Annotated in this window: 19 protein-coding genes; 7 read left to right on the top strand and 12 right to left on the bottom strand. The window is 47.8% G+C overall.

Annotation, left to right across the window (positions count from 1 at the left end; genetic code table 11):
• Window positions 1-78: 78 nt before the first annotated feature.
• On the bottom strand, window positions 79-981 hold the full coding sequence (locus AC58UW_RS17210) for a YihY/virulence factor BrkB family protein (RefSeq protein WP_497421848.1): 903 nt from the start codon (window positions 979-981) through the stop codon (window positions 79-81).
• Window positions 982-1,059: 78 nt separating this feature from the next.
• Here AC58UW_RS17210 and AC58UW_RS17205 point away from each other — a divergent pair, with 78 nt between their 5' ends.
• A complete protein-coding gene (locus tag AC58UW_RS17205; RefSeq protein ID WP_497421847.1) occupies window positions 1,060-3,369 on the top strand; it encodes a UvrD-helicase domain-containing protein in 2,310 nt (769 codons plus the stop codon).
• Between the two features lie 75 nt (window positions 3,370-3,444).
• Window positions 3,445-4,347, top strand: a complete 903-nt coding sequence (locus tag AC58UW_RS17200; RefSeq protein ID WP_497421846.1) for a manganese catalase family protein — start codon at window positions 3,445-3,447, stop codon at window positions 4,345-4,347.
• Between the two features lie 44 nt (window positions 4,348-4,391).
• On the opposite strand, the gene tpx is transcribed toward AC58UW_RS17200, so the two are convergent.
• Genes tpx through trxB form a run of 3 tightly spaced genes read right to left on the bottom strand, consistent with a single transcriptional unit; the run spans window position 4,392 to window position 6,276 of the window.
• Entirely contained in the window at window positions 4,392-4,916 is a 525-nt protein-coding gene (gene tpx / locus AC58UW_RS17195; RefSeq protein WP_497421845.1) for a thiol peroxidase, read from the bottom strand.
• 58 nt (window positions 4,917-4,974) lie between these two features.
• A complete protein-coding gene (trxA, locus tag AC58UW_RS17190; protein ID WP_497421844.1) occupies window positions 4,975-5,286 on the bottom strand; it encodes a thioredoxin in 312 nt (103 codons plus the stop codon).
• A 45-nt stretch (window positions 5,287-5,331) separates the two neighbouring features.
• Complete coding sequence (gene trxB, locus AC58UW_RS17185) at window positions 5,332-6,276, bottom strand: thioredoxin-disulfide reductase (protein ID WP_497421843.1); 945 nt, start codon at window positions 6,274-6,276, stop codon at window positions 5,332-5,334.
• Between the two features lie 267 nt (window positions 6,277-6,543).
• Here trxB and AC58UW_RS17180 point away from each other — a divergent pair, with 267 nt between their 5' ends.
• Complete coding sequence (locus tag AC58UW_RS17180) at window positions 6,544-7,470, top strand: peptidyl-prolyl cis-trans isomerase (protein WP_497421842.1); 927 nt, start codon at window positions 6,544-6,546, stop codon at window positions 7,468-7,470.
• Window positions 7,471-7,551: 81 nt separating this feature from the next.
• Here AC58UW_RS17180 and pdaA read toward each other — a convergent pair whose 3' ends face one another.
• The 4 genes from pdaA to AC58UW_RS17160 form a co-directional block, all read right to left on the bottom strand.
• Entirely contained in the window at window positions 7,552-8,286 is a 735-nt protein-coding gene (gene pdaA / locus AC58UW_RS17175; protein WP_497422023.1) for a delta-lactam-biosynthetic de-N-acetylase, read from the bottom strand.
• Window positions 8,287-8,460: 174 nt separating this feature from the next.
• Window positions 8,461-9,579, bottom strand: a complete 1,119-nt coding sequence (locus AC58UW_RS17170; protein WP_497421841.1) for an HD-GYP domain-containing protein — start codon at window positions 9,577-9,579, stop codon at window positions 8,461-8,463.
• Window positions 9,576-10,004, bottom strand: a complete 429-nt coding sequence (locus AC58UW_RS17165) for a response regulator (RefSeq protein WP_497421840.1) — start codon at window positions 10,002-10,004, stop codon at window positions 9,576-9,578. Before AC58UW_RS17165 ends, AC58UW_RS17170 begins: the two co-directional genes overlap by 4 nt.
• Entirely contained in the window at window positions 9,997-11,550 is a 1,554-nt protein-coding gene (locus tag AC58UW_RS17160; RefSeq protein WP_497421839.1) for a sensor histidine kinase, read from the bottom strand. Before AC58UW_RS17160 ends, AC58UW_RS17165 begins: the two co-directional genes overlap by 8 nt.
• 158 nt (window positions 11,551-11,708) lie before the next feature.
• Between AC58UW_RS17160 and AC58UW_RS17155 the strand changes: the two genes are divergently transcribed.
• Window positions 11,709-12,350 (top strand): response regulator, encoded by a 642-nt coding sequence (locus tag AC58UW_RS17155; RefSeq protein WP_497421838.1) that lies wholly within the window; start codon window positions 11,709-11,711, stop codon window positions 12,348-12,350.
• Window positions 12,351-12,410: 60 nt separating this feature from the next.
• Here AC58UW_RS17155 and lepB read toward each other — a convergent pair whose 3' ends face one another.
• From lepB to AC58UW_RS17135, 4 genes are all read right to left on the bottom strand, one after another.
• A complete protein-coding gene (lepB, locus tag AC58UW_RS17150) occupies window positions 12,411-12,971 on the bottom strand; it encodes a signal peptidase I (RefSeq protein ID WP_497421837.1) in 561 nt (186 codons plus the stop codon).
• A gap of 96 nt (window positions 12,972-13,067) precedes the next feature.
• Window positions 13,068-13,292, bottom strand: a complete 225-nt coding sequence (locus AC58UW_RS17145) for a hypothetical protein (RefSeq protein WP_497421836.1) — start codon at window positions 13,290-13,292, stop codon at window positions 13,068-13,070.
• 21 nt (window positions 13,293-13,313) lie between these two features.
• Window positions 13,314-13,511 (bottom strand): hypothetical protein, encoded by a 198-nt coding sequence (locus AC58UW_RS17140; RefSeq protein ID WP_497421835.1) that lies wholly within the window; start codon window positions 13,509-13,511, stop codon window positions 13,314-13,316.
• A 235-nt stretch (window positions 13,512-13,746) separates the two neighbouring features.
• On the bottom strand, window positions 13,747-14,142 hold the full coding sequence (locus AC58UW_RS17135) for a hypothetical protein (protein ID WP_497421834.1): 396 nt from the start codon (window positions 14,140-14,142) through the stop codon (window positions 13,747-13,749).
• Between the two features lie 113 nt (window positions 14,143-14,255).
• Here AC58UW_RS17135 and AC58UW_RS17130 point away from each other — a divergent pair, with 113 nt between their 5' ends.
• The 3 genes from AC58UW_RS17130 (at window position 14,256) to AC58UW_RS17120 (ending at window position 16,136) form a co-directional block, all read left to right on the top strand.
• On the top strand, window positions 14,256-14,366 hold the full coding sequence (locus AC58UW_RS17130; protein WP_497421833.1) for a hypothetical protein: 111 nt from the start codon (window positions 14,256-14,258) through the stop codon (window positions 14,364-14,366).
• A 236-nt stretch (window positions 14,367-14,602) separates the two neighbouring features.
• Complete coding sequence (locus AC58UW_RS17125) at window positions 14,603-14,881, top strand: hypothetical protein (RefSeq protein WP_497374215.1); 279 nt, start codon at window positions 14,603-14,605, stop codon at window positions 14,879-14,881.
• Between the two features lie 457 nt (window positions 14,882-15,338).
• Window positions 15,339-16,136: an AraC family transcriptional regulator gene (locus tag AC58UW_RS17120; protein WP_497421832.1), complete on the top strand. Its 798-nt coding sequence runs from the start codon at window positions 15,339-15,341 to the stop codon at window positions 16,134-16,136.
• Window positions 16,137-16,145: the final 9 nt, after the last annotated feature.

Below are 16,145 nucleotides of genomic sequence, written 5' to 3'. Positions count from 1 at the left end.
GCGCGGCAGAGCGAAGTGGAGCTTCAGCCTTGAATGCCGCAGGAACTGCGCGCTCTTGAAAGCTGAGCGGGGGATATTTCACCGCATAATCCTATCCTGCTCATCCTTCCCCTCATCTCCATCCAGCTTATCCATCATATCCTGCTTATCCAACGAAACCGTATGAATCTGCTCCTGCATCTTCACATGCTTCAAGGCGTTGATCTCTCCGCCGATAATAATGAGCAGCGCGGAAATATAGAACCACGTCATAAGGACGATAATCCCTCCGACACTGCCGTAAGTGGCGCTATAATTCGTAAAATTATTCACGTAGAAGGAGAAGCCCAGCCCAGTCCCTTGCCAGCCAAGGGAGGCGAATAAGGCGCCGGGCAGCACACTTTTACACGTCAGACAGGTGTTCGGAGCTATGTAATAAATGCCTGTAAAAACAATGAACAAGATGATGAAGTTCACAACCCAGCGAAGATTGTTCCAAATGTCAACCTTCGTTGAAGCCAGATGGACATGCGCTTGTACCCAGTCCCCTATCCAATGACCAAATACACTCAGAAGCAGCGCAGAAGCAATCACAATAAGCATGCCCAGCGTCAGCATAACAGCCAGAAAACGCGAGTGAATAAAGCTCTTGCGTTCCGGCAAGCCGTAGGCTTTGTTCACGGCAATCACGATGGCGTTCATCGCCGCGCTAGCGCTCACTAAGGCGAGGATGATCCCGAAGGACAACGTCCCTCCTCTTTTTACATCGAGCAGATTGCTTAAGGTATCCTCAAGCCAGCTGGAGACGGCGCCCGGTATGTAGTCCCTGATCAGCGTCACCACATCATCAGATGAGAATGGCAAGTACCCGAGCAAACTCAGAATAAAGAGCAGAAACGGGAACAGCGACAGCAGGAAATAGTAGGCACACTGCGCAGCCAGCCCCGTAGCATCGTGCTTTTGGAATTGGTGCCAGAGCAATTTCAAGTTAGATATAACCATCAGCGGAGTTATCCTTTCATTGCTCAAGAATTGTGATAAAATAGGTAGTTCAGTCCTGCAAGGAACAGGTGATTACCAATGAACTCTCTTTCTATTTACCCTACTCCAATAAGCTCTAAACCAGCCACTGAGCGCAAGGTTCCCCATGCGCAGATGGCACGGTTAACGAATAGCTCGGATTTTGTACCCGACGAGGATCGGGATGCTTATTTTTTCCGTGATTTGGAACAACATCGCATTTTATTGAATGAAGCCCAGGTACAGGCTGTGCGCCATTTCAAAGGCCCTCTTCTCACATTAGCGGGAGCAGGTTCTGGGAAAACAACGGTGCTGGTATGCCGAGTCGCTTATTTGCTGCGCGTCCACCGGGTGCATCCGTCGAATGTGCTGCTGATTACTTTTTCGAAAAAGGCCGCCGAAGAAATGCGGGAGCGCCTCGCTTCCCTGCCTGGCTTAGATACAAGTATCACCCACTCAATGCAAGTGAGGACGTTCCATGCCTTTTGCCTCCGATTGCTGCGGATGAACGGATTCAATCAGGAGATTCTGAGCGACGGCCGTTATCAGCAGATTGTTTTCAAACGCATCATGCTGAGCATGGGACTTCAGGATACCTACCAGCCCGAGGTTCTCATCTCCATCCTTTCCTCCTACAAAATGCAGCTGATCGACGTCAGCGACCTTCCCGAAGATACGGAAGAAGATCAGGAGATGAAGCGAATTTATCTGCAATATGAACAGTGGAAAATGGAGCAGATGAAGATCGATTTTGACGATATCTTGATCCTTGCGTACCAGCTGCTGAAAGACAATGGCGATATCCTGCGCTCGCTGGAGCGGAAATTTTCTTACATCAGCGTCGATGAATTTCAGGATACGAACACTGTGCAGTATGAGATTATTAAAATGATGGCTCGAAATCATCAAAATTTGATGGTCGTCGGCGATGATGACCAGACCATTTATTCGTTTAACGGAGCTCGGAATGAATTTATTCTACAATTTCATGAGCAGTATCCCACAGCGACAACGGTCACCCTCGATATTAACTATCGATCCACCTCAAGCATCGTTGGGCTGGGCAATGCCATCATTCAACATAACGTCCAACGCAAAAATAAGACACTGCTCGCCACCAAACAAAGTGAAACGAAACCGCTGTATGTAAGGCCGGCCAGCAGTGACGATGAAGCGGATTGGCTGATCAACGATATTCGGGTCAAAGTCGCCGAAGGTGGCTGTGCGTATGGGGATTTTGCCATTCTGTACCGGACGCAGAGCAACAGCAGGGCCATTATTGAGCAGTTGATCCTGCATAATTTGCCTTTTGTCGACTATGGCAGCAGCGATTCTTTCTATGAACAGTGGATCGTGAAGCCGATTATCGATCATCTTCGGATTGCTCATGAGCGCCGCAATTTTGAAGCGATAGAGGGTGTCCTACCTTCATTATATATAGGGCGTGACCAAGGCATGCGGATTATTCAAGAACAGGAGGCGATTCAGGCTAAAAAGTGGCCACTGATCCACCTCTTGGGCTTGCCGCAGCTGAAGGATTTTCAGAAAGAAAAGCTCAAAAGCCGCATCCGTCTCATCAAGTCGCTCGCCGAAATGAAGCCGCTCGCAGCCATCCAAGCGATCCGCAAAGACTTCTATGATACTTTCCTAGAGACCAATAAGCGCAGCAAGCTTACGCATCACCGTGAAATGCTGAAGGAGACGCTGGACGAGCTGGAGTCCTCTGCCAAGCGTTTCGACTCGGTGGAGCAGTTTCTTTATTTTATCCATGAAGTCGCAGAAAAACGCACGGAAATGAGCGCACTGCAAAAAGACCATGCTGCGAACCGAATTTCGCTCATGACGATTCACAAATCGAAAGGCCTCGAGTTCAAGGTGGTCTACTTGCTCTGTGCCATTGAGGGCAACATGCCGCATAGCTCGGCACTGGAAGCGAACCAGCTGAACGATGTTCAGTTGGCAGGTATCACCCCGCGCGACAAAACCGCCGCCGCACTAGAAGAAGAACGGCGACTCGCGTACGTCGCCGTCACAAGAGCCAAGGCCGAGCTGCTCATCAGCTCGCCGGCGTATTACCGCGGGAAGAAGGCGGAGCCTTCCCGCTTCCTGCTGTCCGCGTTCCCTGGCGCGGACGGGGCTGACAGCCGCAAGCCTGCGGCGGCTGCTCCGACTAAGGCAGCCGCGCCACGGACGGCTGCTCCTAAACAAGCCGCGACGGAGTCGGTCGCGGCGTGGGTTTGCGGCCAGGCCGGCTGCAAGGCCTGGTCGCGCATTTCTTCGCCGCAGGAAGCGCGGCTAACGGCGAAGGCGTGCCCCTTGTGCGGCGGGGCCATGGTCAAGGGCAGCAGGCTCGTCCCGCTCGCCCGCTAGCATACGGCGGCTGCATGATTTGCCGCCAGCTTGGTTAGAATACATCCGTATCTGACCAGTTGGAGGGGGATCCTTATGATCAAAAGATTTAATCGCTTAGCCATTGAACTGCCGCAGCCGACGACAGCCGATCCGAACGCAGCTGCCGCTGTCCAGGAGCTGCTTGGCGGTAAATTCGGCGAAATGTCCACGCTGAACAATTACATGTTTCAGTCGTTTAATTTCAAAAACAAGACAAAGCTGAAGCCTTTTTATGACCTCATTTCAAGCATTACGGCTGAAGAATTCGGCCATGTCGAGCTCGTTACCCACGCGATTAATCTATGCTTAGCCGGTTCAACGAAGCCCGGTGACCCCGATTCAACACCTTTGGGGGCTGCTAAGGATGTGCGCAATACGCAGCATTTCATCTTTGCCGGTCAAAATGCGCTCCCCATGGACTCCATGGGCAAGGCTTGGACCGGGGAGAATGTCTTTAACAGCGGCAATCTCATTCTAGATTTGCTGCATAACTTCTTCTTGGAGTGCGGAGCGCGCACGCACAAGATGCGTGTCTACGAGATGACGAGTCACCCCGTCGCCCGCGCCATGATCGGCTATTTGCTGGTTCGAGGAGGCGTACACGTTGTAGCTTACGCCAAGGCGCTTGAAGTAGCTACCGGCGCGGATGTGACCAAGCTGATACCGATTCCGAGCCTGGACAACAAAGCTTTCAATGAAACACGCAAGTATGAGGAAAAAGGGGTTCACCGGGTTCTGTATCGTTTCAGCGACGAGGACTATAGGGACCTGGAGCAGATCTGGAAAGGCGCCCATCCCGAGGATGGCGGCGAATTGATCGTCAAGGAAGGTATTCCGGAAGGCGGTCCGATTCCAGATTACGCCGATACGCCGGAAGAGTTCGCCCCAGGCATTTTCCCAGAGGATTTCATGAAAATTGCCGCTAGACTCCAGCAGTCAGCCGGCATTCACGTATAAAAAAAGGACGAAGCAGGAATGATCCCGCTTCGTCCTTTTGTTATTTATACAAGCTCTCTCAACGCTTGAAGTGCCGCATCGTAATTCGGATGCTCTTTCATTTCAGTTAAATATTCAACATAGCGAACTGTGTTGTTAGCATCTACAAGGAAGATTGCCCGTTGATCCAGCTGAATCTCTTTAATCAATACACCATACGCCTTGCCGAAGTCACGATGTTTGTAATCGGAAAGTGTAACGACTTTATCAATCCCGGCAGCTCCGCAGAAACGACTTTGTGCAAAAGGAAGGTCTACTGAAATCGTCAGGATCGCAACGTCATCCCCAAGTTTATCAGCTTCCACATTGAATCGGCGCGTCTGCGCATCGCAAGTGGCTGTGTCCACGGAAGGAACAACGGAAATCAACTTAATTTTACCGGCAAAATCCGACAAACTCACTTCTGTCATAAGATCCTTATTCACCTTGAAATCAGGTGCTTGATCGCCAACTTTAATCTCCGGCCCTAGCAGGGTTACTGGATTTCCTCCAACTGTTGCTACTCCTGTGCGCTCTTGTACTTGTGTCATTGTAGTGCCTCCTGAATGATTAATGTAGTTTGTATGTTTTGAAGCTGGAAACAGGTTATTATGCTTGCTCAATTACAGCTTTAAGTTTCTCTTTTGGTTGCACGCCTACTAGCTGATCCACCACTTGCCCGTCTTTGAAAACTAGCAAAGTTGGAATGCTCATTACGTTATATTTAGCAGTGGACTCCGGATTGTCGTCCACGTTAATTTTTACGATTTTGGCTTTATCGCCAACCTCCGATGAGAGTTCATCCAAGATCGGAGCGATCATTTTACAAGGGCCGCACCACGGCGCCCAGAAATCGACGAGTACGGTCCCACTGCTTGTTTCACTTTGAAATGTTGCATCGGAAATTTGGTTAACTGACATGGCTGATTCCTCCTAGAATTTAAGTATTTGATGGTTATTTGATGGTTATTTGCCGCTTACTTGCGCAAACAGTTCTGAAATATATCGTTCAGCATCGAGTGCCGCCATAGCACCGCTGCCTGCTGATGTAATGGCTTGTCGGTAAATGTGATCTTGTACGTCGCCGCAGGCAAATACACCTGGTATAGCCGTTTTGGAAGTTCCCGGAATGACCTCCAGATAACCGAGTTCATCAGTTGGCAATTGGCCGCCTAAGAAACCTGTATTCGGCGTATGCCCGATAGCAAGGAAAATGCCGTCTGCCTCAAGCAACTCTTCCTCGCCTGTTTCGTTGTTTCGTACTTTAAGCCCTTTTACCCCTAAAGGTCCGGCTTCCACTTCAAGCGGTGTGCGATTCAGGCTCCAAGCCACTTTATCATTGGTGCGAGCGTGATCCTGCATGATTTTCGATGCCTTCAGATCATCACGGCGATGCACAACGCGGACTTCAGAAGCGAATCTGGTCAGAAATTGTGCTTCTTCCATCGCGGTATCCCCGCCGCCAATCACGATAATCTTCTTATTCCTGAAGAAAAATCCGTCACACGTTGCACAAGTGCTGACGCCTTTTCCGATATTCTCGGACTCCCCAGGGATACCTAACTTTTTAGCTGAAGCGCCAGTAGAAATAATGATGGAATCTGCGGTCAATTGACCTCCACCTTCAAGAAATAAAGTGAATGGCCGTTTCGACATATCCACCTCTGTCACACGCCCCGATTGGATCTTAGCGCCGAAGCGCAGCGCCTGCTTCTTCATGTTGTCCATGAGCTCAGGACCCATAATACCGTCTGGGAAACCAGGAAAGTTATCTACTTCTGTTGTCGTTGTTAATTGACCGCCAGGCTGTATGCCCTCGATGACGAGCGGCTCGATGCTCGCTCTAGCTAAATATATGGCAGCCGTTAATCCGGCTGGGCCCGTTCCGATAATAATCGCTTTGTGATGCATAGGAATGCCTCCTTCTTGTGGACTATTGCCTTCCATTGTTTTGTTAGCGAATTAATTTGATGCAAACCTTATGAGAGAATCATATCAAGTCCACTTAACTTTGTCAACAATTAATTTGTGCACAATTTAAAATGAGGTATGATCCTTTCTACTTCCAGAAACCGGCTAAGCCTTCATGAAACTTTCAGTTAGGCTTCATCTGGGCTTCAGATTCAATAGGCATAATAGGAGCATGTCATCCAGAGACACATTCTGAAGGGAGCAATTATGAATACTACACAGCTACGGTCAAATCGTACATGGAAATGGGTATCAGCACTCTTGCTGATCTGCCTTATCGCATATATCGCCTTCTACCCACCAACTAAGCAAGTAGGGAAGGCGGGGGCGGCAGAGCCCGTTGCCAAGGTCAATGGTGTCAGCATCAACTCTGACCAGTTATATCAAGCCATGCTTGCCAGTGGCGGTCAGCAGACTCTTGATTCTATGATTTCGGAGGAGCTTATTAATCAAGAAGGTCAAAAAGCAGGCATGACCGTCACCGATGAAGATATTGAGAAAGAAATTGCCAATGTAAAAGGCTCCTATGGCTCTGACGCTGAGTTCGAGCAAGCACTTACTTCTTACGGCATGACAATCGACGATCTCAAGAAAAGCATGAAATCGCAAGTGCTCTTGAAAAAGATATTAACGCCTCAAATCACGATTACAGACGATGAGATCAAAAAATATTATGATGAAAACCTCGAAACCTTGAAGGTTCCGGAGCAAGTTCAGGCCTCTCACATCTCCGTCGCGACGAAAGAAGAGGCGGATGCGATTGTTGCTGATTTGAAAAATGGCGGAGACTTTGCCGCGATAGCCAAAAGCAAATCTTTAGACACGGCAACCAAAGACAATGCTGGTTCTCTTGGTTACATCTCTAGCGGCAACATGGACGAAGCTTTCGACACCGCGGCTTTTGCTTTAAAAGCGGGCGAAACCAGCGGCGCCGTTAAGACAGGCACAGGCTACGACATCATTAAAGTAACGGACCACAAAGCAGCTTCTACCCCGACTATGGAGGAGAAGAAAGAGGAGATTAAGTCAGCGATCACCACTCAGAAACTGGCTTCCCTCTCGACTACGTGGCTGCAGGATAAGAAATCGCAGTCAACGGTTGAGAACTATTTGAGCAAGAGTGCAGGAGCTTAAAGAATTAGCGTGGGAGCCAGAGGCGGCTGCCTCCCACGAATAGCACCAAAAAAGGATGCCCTGAGGGCATCCTTTTTCATATTACGGTGTACGAGTTTTCATCTCGTCCAAGCTCTTGAACTGATAGCCCTGACTTCTGGCATCGTCAATGATTTTGGCGAGAGCCTCCGTGTTATCTTTGGATACGGCATGCAGCAAAATCACCGCGCCAGGGTGCAGCTGCGCCATCACATTTCGGTACGCATACTCCCAACCCTTCTGCTGCTTGGGCTCCCAGTCGCGGTACGCAATGGACCAGAACACGTTCGTGTAGCCAAGCTGCTGGCTGACGGCTAGCGACTGGCCGTTGAAAATGCCTCGCGGCGTGCGCAAATAATGCATCTCCTTCTGCCCTGTGACGGCGCTCACGCCGTCTCTCACTTGGTCGAGCTCTTTCTTGATACGCTCAGCGGAAATTTGGCTCATATCCGGGTGGCTCCAAGAATGGTTGCCAATCAAGTGCCCCTCTTGCGCCATGCGCTTAAGCAGTTCTGGCTCGGTTTTGATGTAATGGCCAGTCACAAAAAAGATGGCTGGCACTTGCTTTTCTTTTAGCACATCCAAAATTCTGCCGGTATACCCCTGCTCATACCCATTATCGAACGTCAGGTACAATTCTTTGACCGCTAGATCGCCTGTAAAAATAGCCCCATGCTGCTTCAACAGATTCTTGAAGCCTTCTTCATCAATGGAGGGACGCTGTCCGTTGGCGCTCTTCTTGAAGCCGAAGTGATAAGATCCATCAGCGGATACGAGCGCGGCCTGTCCGAGCAGCATCGCAATCACGACGGTAAGGATACGGATGTAATTCACGGGTGCAGATTCACTCCTTGCCTTTTGTGGTTGAGTAGAGCCTTCATAGACTGTTACTAATATTCCACAGGAAAGACCAGAGTAGGCGTGCTTCTAGCAGGTTAATATTGGATGTTGGTCACCTCTGAGCTATTCGGCTCAATCGATCACTTTCCCGAAGACCTCCACGATATCCGCGCGGAACGAATGCCCTACAAACTTCTGAATTTCTGCATACGCTTCCAACTGGGACATCTCTTGCCTGTAGGAACGCGGCGTCGTTAACGCCAGGAATACCTCCACTAATCCAAGCATCTGCGACAGCAGCGGGATCTGGTCCCCTGCAAGCCGATACGGGTAGCCGGTGCCGTCCACTTTTTCATGATGGTACAGGAAAGCCTTCTCTACCTCCCCAAAATCCGCGATGCCTTCACATAATTCCTTCGCCATATAGCAGTGCTCCTGAACGACCTCGAATTCGAATTCGGACAATTTCCCTTCCTTTTCGAACATATAATCCGGAAGTTTGACCCTGCTAACAAAATGCAGAAGCGACAGCAGATCAATCTCCCACTCCTGCACGCGCAAGCCTCCATAAGCCTTCACCAGCGATTTGAGCAGCATGCTCATTTCTACAATTTCTTTCCGCGACGTTTGGGTTTTCCGTTCTCCAACGGGAATGAAACTTTGCAGAAGGTTAATCACCTGCTGTTTTTGCTGCTGGAATGCCAAAGCTTCGACACGCTTTTTATGCTGATTACGCGAAATAAGAATAATACCGCCCAAAATTGCACTGCCAAACGTATATACACCTCTGGTTATTGCCGCAATAATTGGTGAAATGTCTCCAACTATAACAGAGGTTGGCCCGAATATAGTGAGCAGCACGACGTACATCATAATAAGAAGGCAGCCGTATACATATATTTTGGAATCTACCAGCAAACTAAGGAGGATAGGGCAAAAGGCAATCGCCACCCACATGTGCCACAAGGATAAAGGGTTGTACAGCGTACTCACAACCACAACTACGAAGATAATGATCGGAGATATGAGCTTCGTATACACATTTTCTTTGGGCAGGTTCTTTTGAATGACGAGAATTCCCCAAGTGAAAAGCGACACGGTGAGCGAGGTTACCATATAAAGATAAGATTCCGAGTCTCTGATAACGAGCCAATAGAGCATTCCGCTAATCGTGCATACAGAAGCCATGCTTGCGATAATGAACATCATCAGTTGATCGATAGGCTGATTCTCGAGGCGCTGCAAGTTCATATGAGCGAACTCCTTTTTGAGGCGGGATAGGTTCCATACTCTTTGCTTTGGAAATAAGATAATCCTTTCATGACCTCGTCAATGGTAGACAATATGACCTCAGGGCTCGTATCCTTCATTAGATAGCCGTCCACACCTGCTTGAAAAGCACGATAAATATCCTCACTTTCATCAAATGCGGTTAGAATCACGATTTTCATTTCCGGGTGTATGCTCTTCAGCGCCTTCGCCCCTTCAATGATCGGTATACCTGGCATCTTGAGATCTGTCAATAGTAGATCCGGCACCAGGGACAAGGACTGCTCAATAGCTTCAGTGCCATTGGTAGCCTCGCCTGTTACGGCATAAACGCCGCAGCTATCCAGCAGGATCTGAAGACCTGCCCTTACAATGGGACTGTCATCCGCAATAATGACTTTATACATAAGCTATACTCCTTTCGCGCGGTATAAATGCAGTAACTGTTGTTCCCTCCGCCTCCTCTGATTGGAATGAAATGCTTCCGTTCAAGGCTCTGATCCGGCTTTCCATGCCGCCTATGCCAAACCTTCCCTCTTGATGCATATCCACTGTTTTCATTCCGATTCCATCATCCTTAATCATAACCGTCCATTGCACACTCGTAACTTCAATCGTCACGTGAAGATGCTTCGCTTTAGCATGTTTGATGACGTTATTGGCTGCTTCCTCCACCAGGTGATAGATCGCACCTTCGATATCCACCTGTTCCTGCGAAACCCAACCAATATGTTCAAAAATCGGCTTCACTCCTGTATGTTCTGTAATACGCTGCAACAGTTTTTCAATCGCGTAGTGGAGATTAAAAGCTCTCTTTTCATCCTTAAGTTCAATAATGAATTGTCGGATATTGCGGTGGCTTTCTTTCACCTTCTTCTCGATCTCGGTGACGTAAGGGAGCATTTCTTCGCGCGCATTCGCGGGTAGTGCATTTTTCAACTGAAACAGCTGAATGGAGATGAAAAACAACTCTTGTGTGATGCCGTCATGAATGTTCTGAGCAATCGTACCGCGCTCAATCGCGACCGCTGCTTCTTCTGCTTCCAGCAGCTCTTCATCGCTGAAATGAATGGCTTCCAACCTCATAAGCATGAATTGGATATACATTTTGTGCAGAATAGATAATTCGTTTCTCTCCGCCTTCACCAGCAGCCAACCATAAGATTTCCCGCTGCGGTCGAGCAGTGTCTGGATGTACCAGGATTCTAATTCACCTGTCGGAGATGGCAATTTGGCGTACATCCTCTGACTGTTCAGTGATGCGTTCTGCTTCATATAGTTTGTGAAATAAGTATGCTTCCAGCTCTGTGCTTTCTCGTTCTGTCGATTACTTTCCATACAGAGAATGACTTCACGTTCATCCAAAATTTTCTTGAGCAGCCCTTCTAAATAAGAAATACTTCCTTGCTTCCTCGGCTGCCGTGCCATAAAGCGAGAGGAATATATCATCACTAGTTTGCGGTATTGTCTACGCACGACTTGTATGGTGTAGTGTGCACAACTTACCAAACTGAAGTAAGCCAGCATAATAAAGCTGTAATCAAAATGGTCCAGGAGATACATGAACGCAGCCCCCTCAGAAGTCACAGCAAAGATCATTGGAAGGAGAAGCGCATAGCAGAACGAGATTGGATAAAACCTACTCCAAGTCATAAACCGCTTAACCATTAAAAGCCCGGTAAAACAGTAAATTAGGAACGGTGAGGACAACCCCCCTGTTAACCAAAGCAGATAAACCCCGAAGCCAATATCAACAACAGATGCCGCAATTACCGCTTTTTTTTCCATTTTAAATAGAAATAACAGACTGTAAGCCGTATGAAAAAGAACCGCAGCAAGCAGCAATCCCGGTGTTACGTTCCCCGATTTGGTATAAATTAAGAGCCCCATCAACAGCAGCACCCATCTGCCTCCAAAAAATACATACAAGCCCGATTTGACGGATAAAATCATGCTGAAATACTCCTAAACTTTATGAATTCTTAATGGTCTTTCGACTATTTTTGTTATACAATGAATCAGTCGCCTACAATTATAGGTAATAAGAACTAGGGTATTGTACCTAGTTTCAGTATATCATAGATCGCATCATTTTGGAGGGAACCCGATCGATGAATATGATTATCCTTGATGACCACCCGCTTGTTCGCAAAGGCATTTGCACCATTGTTTCATCTGGTCAATCCATGAAGATTGTTGGGGAAGCTGCGAATGCGAAGGAGGCTCTACGGCTTCTGGATCAGACAAAACCCGATCTTGTGCTCGTAGATTTGAATTTAGGCAATGAGAACGGAATCGATTTTATTCAAGAGGCACGCAAGGCCGGACATGCTTGTAAATATATAATCTTAACCTCATCGATAACTCAAAGTGAGCTTCAGCTCGCACAGTCCCTGGAGATCGAAGGCGTCTGTCTAAAGGAAGCGTTTCCAGAGGACTTGTTGTACAGCATTGAAGTTGTAGCTCGCGGTCGTAAGTATTACGATCCGGTGTTGATGGGATCCATCATGGATCATAAATCGGGCAGGGAAAAGCAGGAGCTTTCTGAACTGACCTCCAAAGAACTTGAAGTCCTAATGTCGCTCGGTAAGGGCCGCTCCAACAAAGAGATCGCAAACGCCCTCTACATCACAGAGTTCACCGTCAAAAAGCACGTGAGTCAGGTGCTAGCCAAGTTAGAACTAGCGGATCGGACGCAAGCCGCCTTATACGCCTTATCCAAAGGTTTGGTTCAATTCGAAATGCAGCGCTAATTGCCCGCACATAAAAAAGATCCGTCGGGATAAGGATAACCCGCCGGATCTTTTTTGGCTTTACAGGTCAAGAGGCTCAGCAATTTGATGCATCGGCAGCAAGGAGAAGACCGCATAACCTTTCACATCTTTGATGTGTACAGGACCCAGCGAGGGATCACGGCTATCCTTACTCTCACCCAGGTTCCGATTGTCTCCAACTACGAACAGGCGGCCGTTTGGAATCGTCTGTACGTCCATATTTTCCGACTTGCCGGCTGTATACAGCTCAGGTAGCGGTGCTTCGTTGACATATATGACGCCATCCCGAATGAATACGCGATCGCCTTGGACGGCAATGACACGTTTAATAATGCTGAATCCTAACCGTTCATCCTTGATAACCACCACATCGCCGTACTTCGGCGTTTTAAAAAATAGCGATACTTTATTCATTAGCAAAATATTGCCGCTTTCCAGCGTCGGATTCATGGAATTACCTGAAACCCTCGTAAGCCCTATCATGTTATTAATCAATATAAAGGCTAGTGAGAGTAGTAAAATGAATCGAACCCAACCCCAGAATTCACTCTTTTGCTTAGTCGCTACTGACTTCTTACGTTCCAAAATCTCGTCTGTCATGATGCTTTCCCACCCTTACTAGCTTTCTCGCTAAATTATGATTGATTGTACGTGACATGACTTACACTCGCGTCTGATTGCTGCCCATATACATCCTTAATGACCGTCGGCGGTGGAGAAGTAAGTGGTATCGCAGGTGGCGTCACAGGCGGTAATACGGGTTCGATTGGCGGCGGCGGTACCAAAATGACACGGGCTCTGTGTGAACACGATAGCTGGTGGCACATAGCTGGCTGCTAATGTGTCCATGGCACCCTTGGCGCTGTCGAGAATGGCCTGCAGCTTATTCAAAATCTGAGTGCGATCCTGCTCAGTTTTCACATCGGTGGCGGCAAGCAGACTTTATGCATGCTGCTCAAGTGCCTGTAAGTGAAGACGCTTCTGCGCATCTGTGAAGGATTCAAGGTTTCTAGTAGAGGCTTCAAGTCGAAGCTGCAATTCTTTCTTTAACAATTCCTTCTGCGCATCAGTCTCTGATTTCATGGATTGATCCAAGCCTCGGATGACTTGCTCGGTTTTCTTGTTGAACCAAGAAGCCATGGCACCAGCAATATCCATATCCGCATAAGAAATTCCGGCGGATACCGTGAGAACGACAGTTAAAGAAACAATTCCGGCTGCGACAACCTGCTTGGATTATTTCACCTTGCGTTTCTTCTCATTTCTCCTCTTCATCTTCATTCCTCCCTCATCTCAAAGTAAGCGTAAGGCCTCGAAGCCGGGGCCAGTCCGCTTAAGGCATTTTATTATTTCAAACCGTTAAGTACGATGTTCTCTAGAGCTGTTTTACCAGAAGCTTCAAGAGCGTCGCCTTTGTTCGTAATTGTTTTATATTAGCTGCTTCCAGGTCATCAGCAAGCTTTTGAAGTTCTGTTAATTTAGCTGCAATTTTAGCAGTTAAGTTATCTTTAATTTCTTGTGATGCTGCCGTTCTTTCTTGGCTCAGCAAATTATTCAGTTCCGCTTTTGTCGTTTCAATTTTGGTAGTCAATGTTGCCGCTGCTTGCGTTTGCGTAGTAGCAACATCGCTTTCCAAAGCTTTCAAGGATTTGTTACCTTGCTCGTTTACATCGTGGGTGATGTCTAGTTTACCGACAAACCCAAGAGCATCGATAATGCCATTGTTAAAGTTGTTAGTATCATTTACGACTTTGTCATACTCGCCAGGCATGTCAGCTGCAATGCTTCCTTTTTTCGTGTCAATGGCATTGGAGTACGTCGTTACAGCTAACAGGACTCGCAGTCGGCCTACTTATCGGCCTAAGTATCTCTCTGAAAATCGGCATGAATTACTTATTCGAAAATGCCAAGCTCCCGCTGTACTTCATCACCGTCGGCTACCATCTGGTTGCCTACCTCGTTAGCGGTATCATAATAGGTGCTTGGCAGGGCTAAGAAAAGGACCAGGAAAACATCACAAAGAGCTGTCCCAAGGCGATCTTGCTTGCAAGATTGTGGGATAGCTCTTTTTTGTTTTTTTCCGTGATTCAATCATGCCCAACCTGTGTAATAAGGTAAGTCCCCAAGCCATATTGCGAACTCCTGCATATACTGGAGCAGGACCCTTTGGGAACACAAGCCTCCAGCTGTTCAAGCAGCTGGACTATAACCTATGTACGGTGGTATCGATGATGAAAAAACAATTTATAGCTGCAAAATATGACCTGCTCCACGTTCTTGGGCTAGCTTCCGAGGAAGACATCTACAATGCCCAATATAATGGGCTGTCACTGGCCGACATCGCTGAAGCAAATAAGGTCGATGTCCAAAAAGTAATCGATCTCCAGCTCGCCGAGCTCATAGAACAGCTCGATGAGCGCCTATCCAGCGGCAGTATCACGCCTGAGCAGTACTACGCTCAGCAAGCCGAACTGCCCGAAATTATTATGAGAAGCGTCTACGCATTATAATCAGAGCGCAACTCACGCCAGCAGCTTGGCAAGAGGGCTGTCTCGAAAGTAGAATGTTCTACTTTTGGGATGGCCTTTTTCATTTGAGCGTAATCAGGGAATTTCGCCTAATTTGTTTTGCGATGGGGAACTACAGGCCGCTATTTACATGAAATCATCCATTTTCATGGTTCAGACGGAACTACAGTGCTCTATTTACCCTCAATAGCTAACATTGTCGACAGAATTGACGAAATAGCGGACCATAGTTCTCTCACTCTCGCTGAGGCGCCGCAGATCTCCCGAATAGCGGATCATAGTTCCCGCAAATGTTCCACTCCCCTAAACTCATCCTTTCGAGAGTGTGTCGAGGAGCTCGCCCTCCAAGCACAATTGCACATTTTCTCCACTTGTTGCAAGCCCCTTTCTGTGTCACTATCAAAAGAAAAGCATGACTAGGATTGGAAGGATTCCGACTATGAATTTTCAGCAGCTTATTCCCCTCGTCCCGCTCATTGAGCAGATCGAGACTTGCAGCACCTCCCTTACGCTTGGATGTCCAGCTGGCATGTACCAGCTTATTATTGTTCGTCGAGGCCATATAACGCTGCATCAGAGTAACCAGGAACCACTGGTTTGTTCGCAAGCTTATGCTTGCCATCCCGAGCATGGTCCCTACGCCATTCAGGTCCCCAAAACCAAAACCGCTGAATACATCGTCATCACCTACCGGATGATCCCTGACGGTTACCCGTGGTCCCTGCACGGCCCGCTCACTACTTTAAGTGAAATCAAAATCCACTATATGCTCGACGAGCTGCTACGGACGACGGAGGACATCCATCCTCTGTCGGAAGAGGAAATTGCGGCTCAAACGATTCGAAAGCGCATGATGCTGGAGCGTATTCTTTTTATTTATTTATATGAATCCCATTTAACTCAGGACAAGAAGTCATCTAGCGAATCCATCGAGGAAATCCTTTCCTATATGAACGAGCACTACATGTTGGAGCTTTCGCTCCCAATGCTGGCTAGACGAGCAGGCATGAGTGTTGGCTATTTTACGGTTCTATTCAAAAAACAAACCGGGATGACGATGATGAATTACTTGTACACCCTGCGTATTGAGAAGGCGAAGCAAATGTTTCTTCACACCGATCTACTCGCCAAAGAAGTGGCAGGACGTGTCGGATTCATCGACTATTTCCATTTCAGCAAAGTATTCAAAAAGAAGACCGGCACCTCCCCGTCGGAATTTGTCGCTAACCAAGATTAATCTAATAAT

Source organism: Paenibacillus sp. J22R160 (assembly GCF_059692135.1).
Note: the sequence above shows the minus strand (reverse complement) of the source record. Positions and strands in the feature narration are given on the sequence as shown.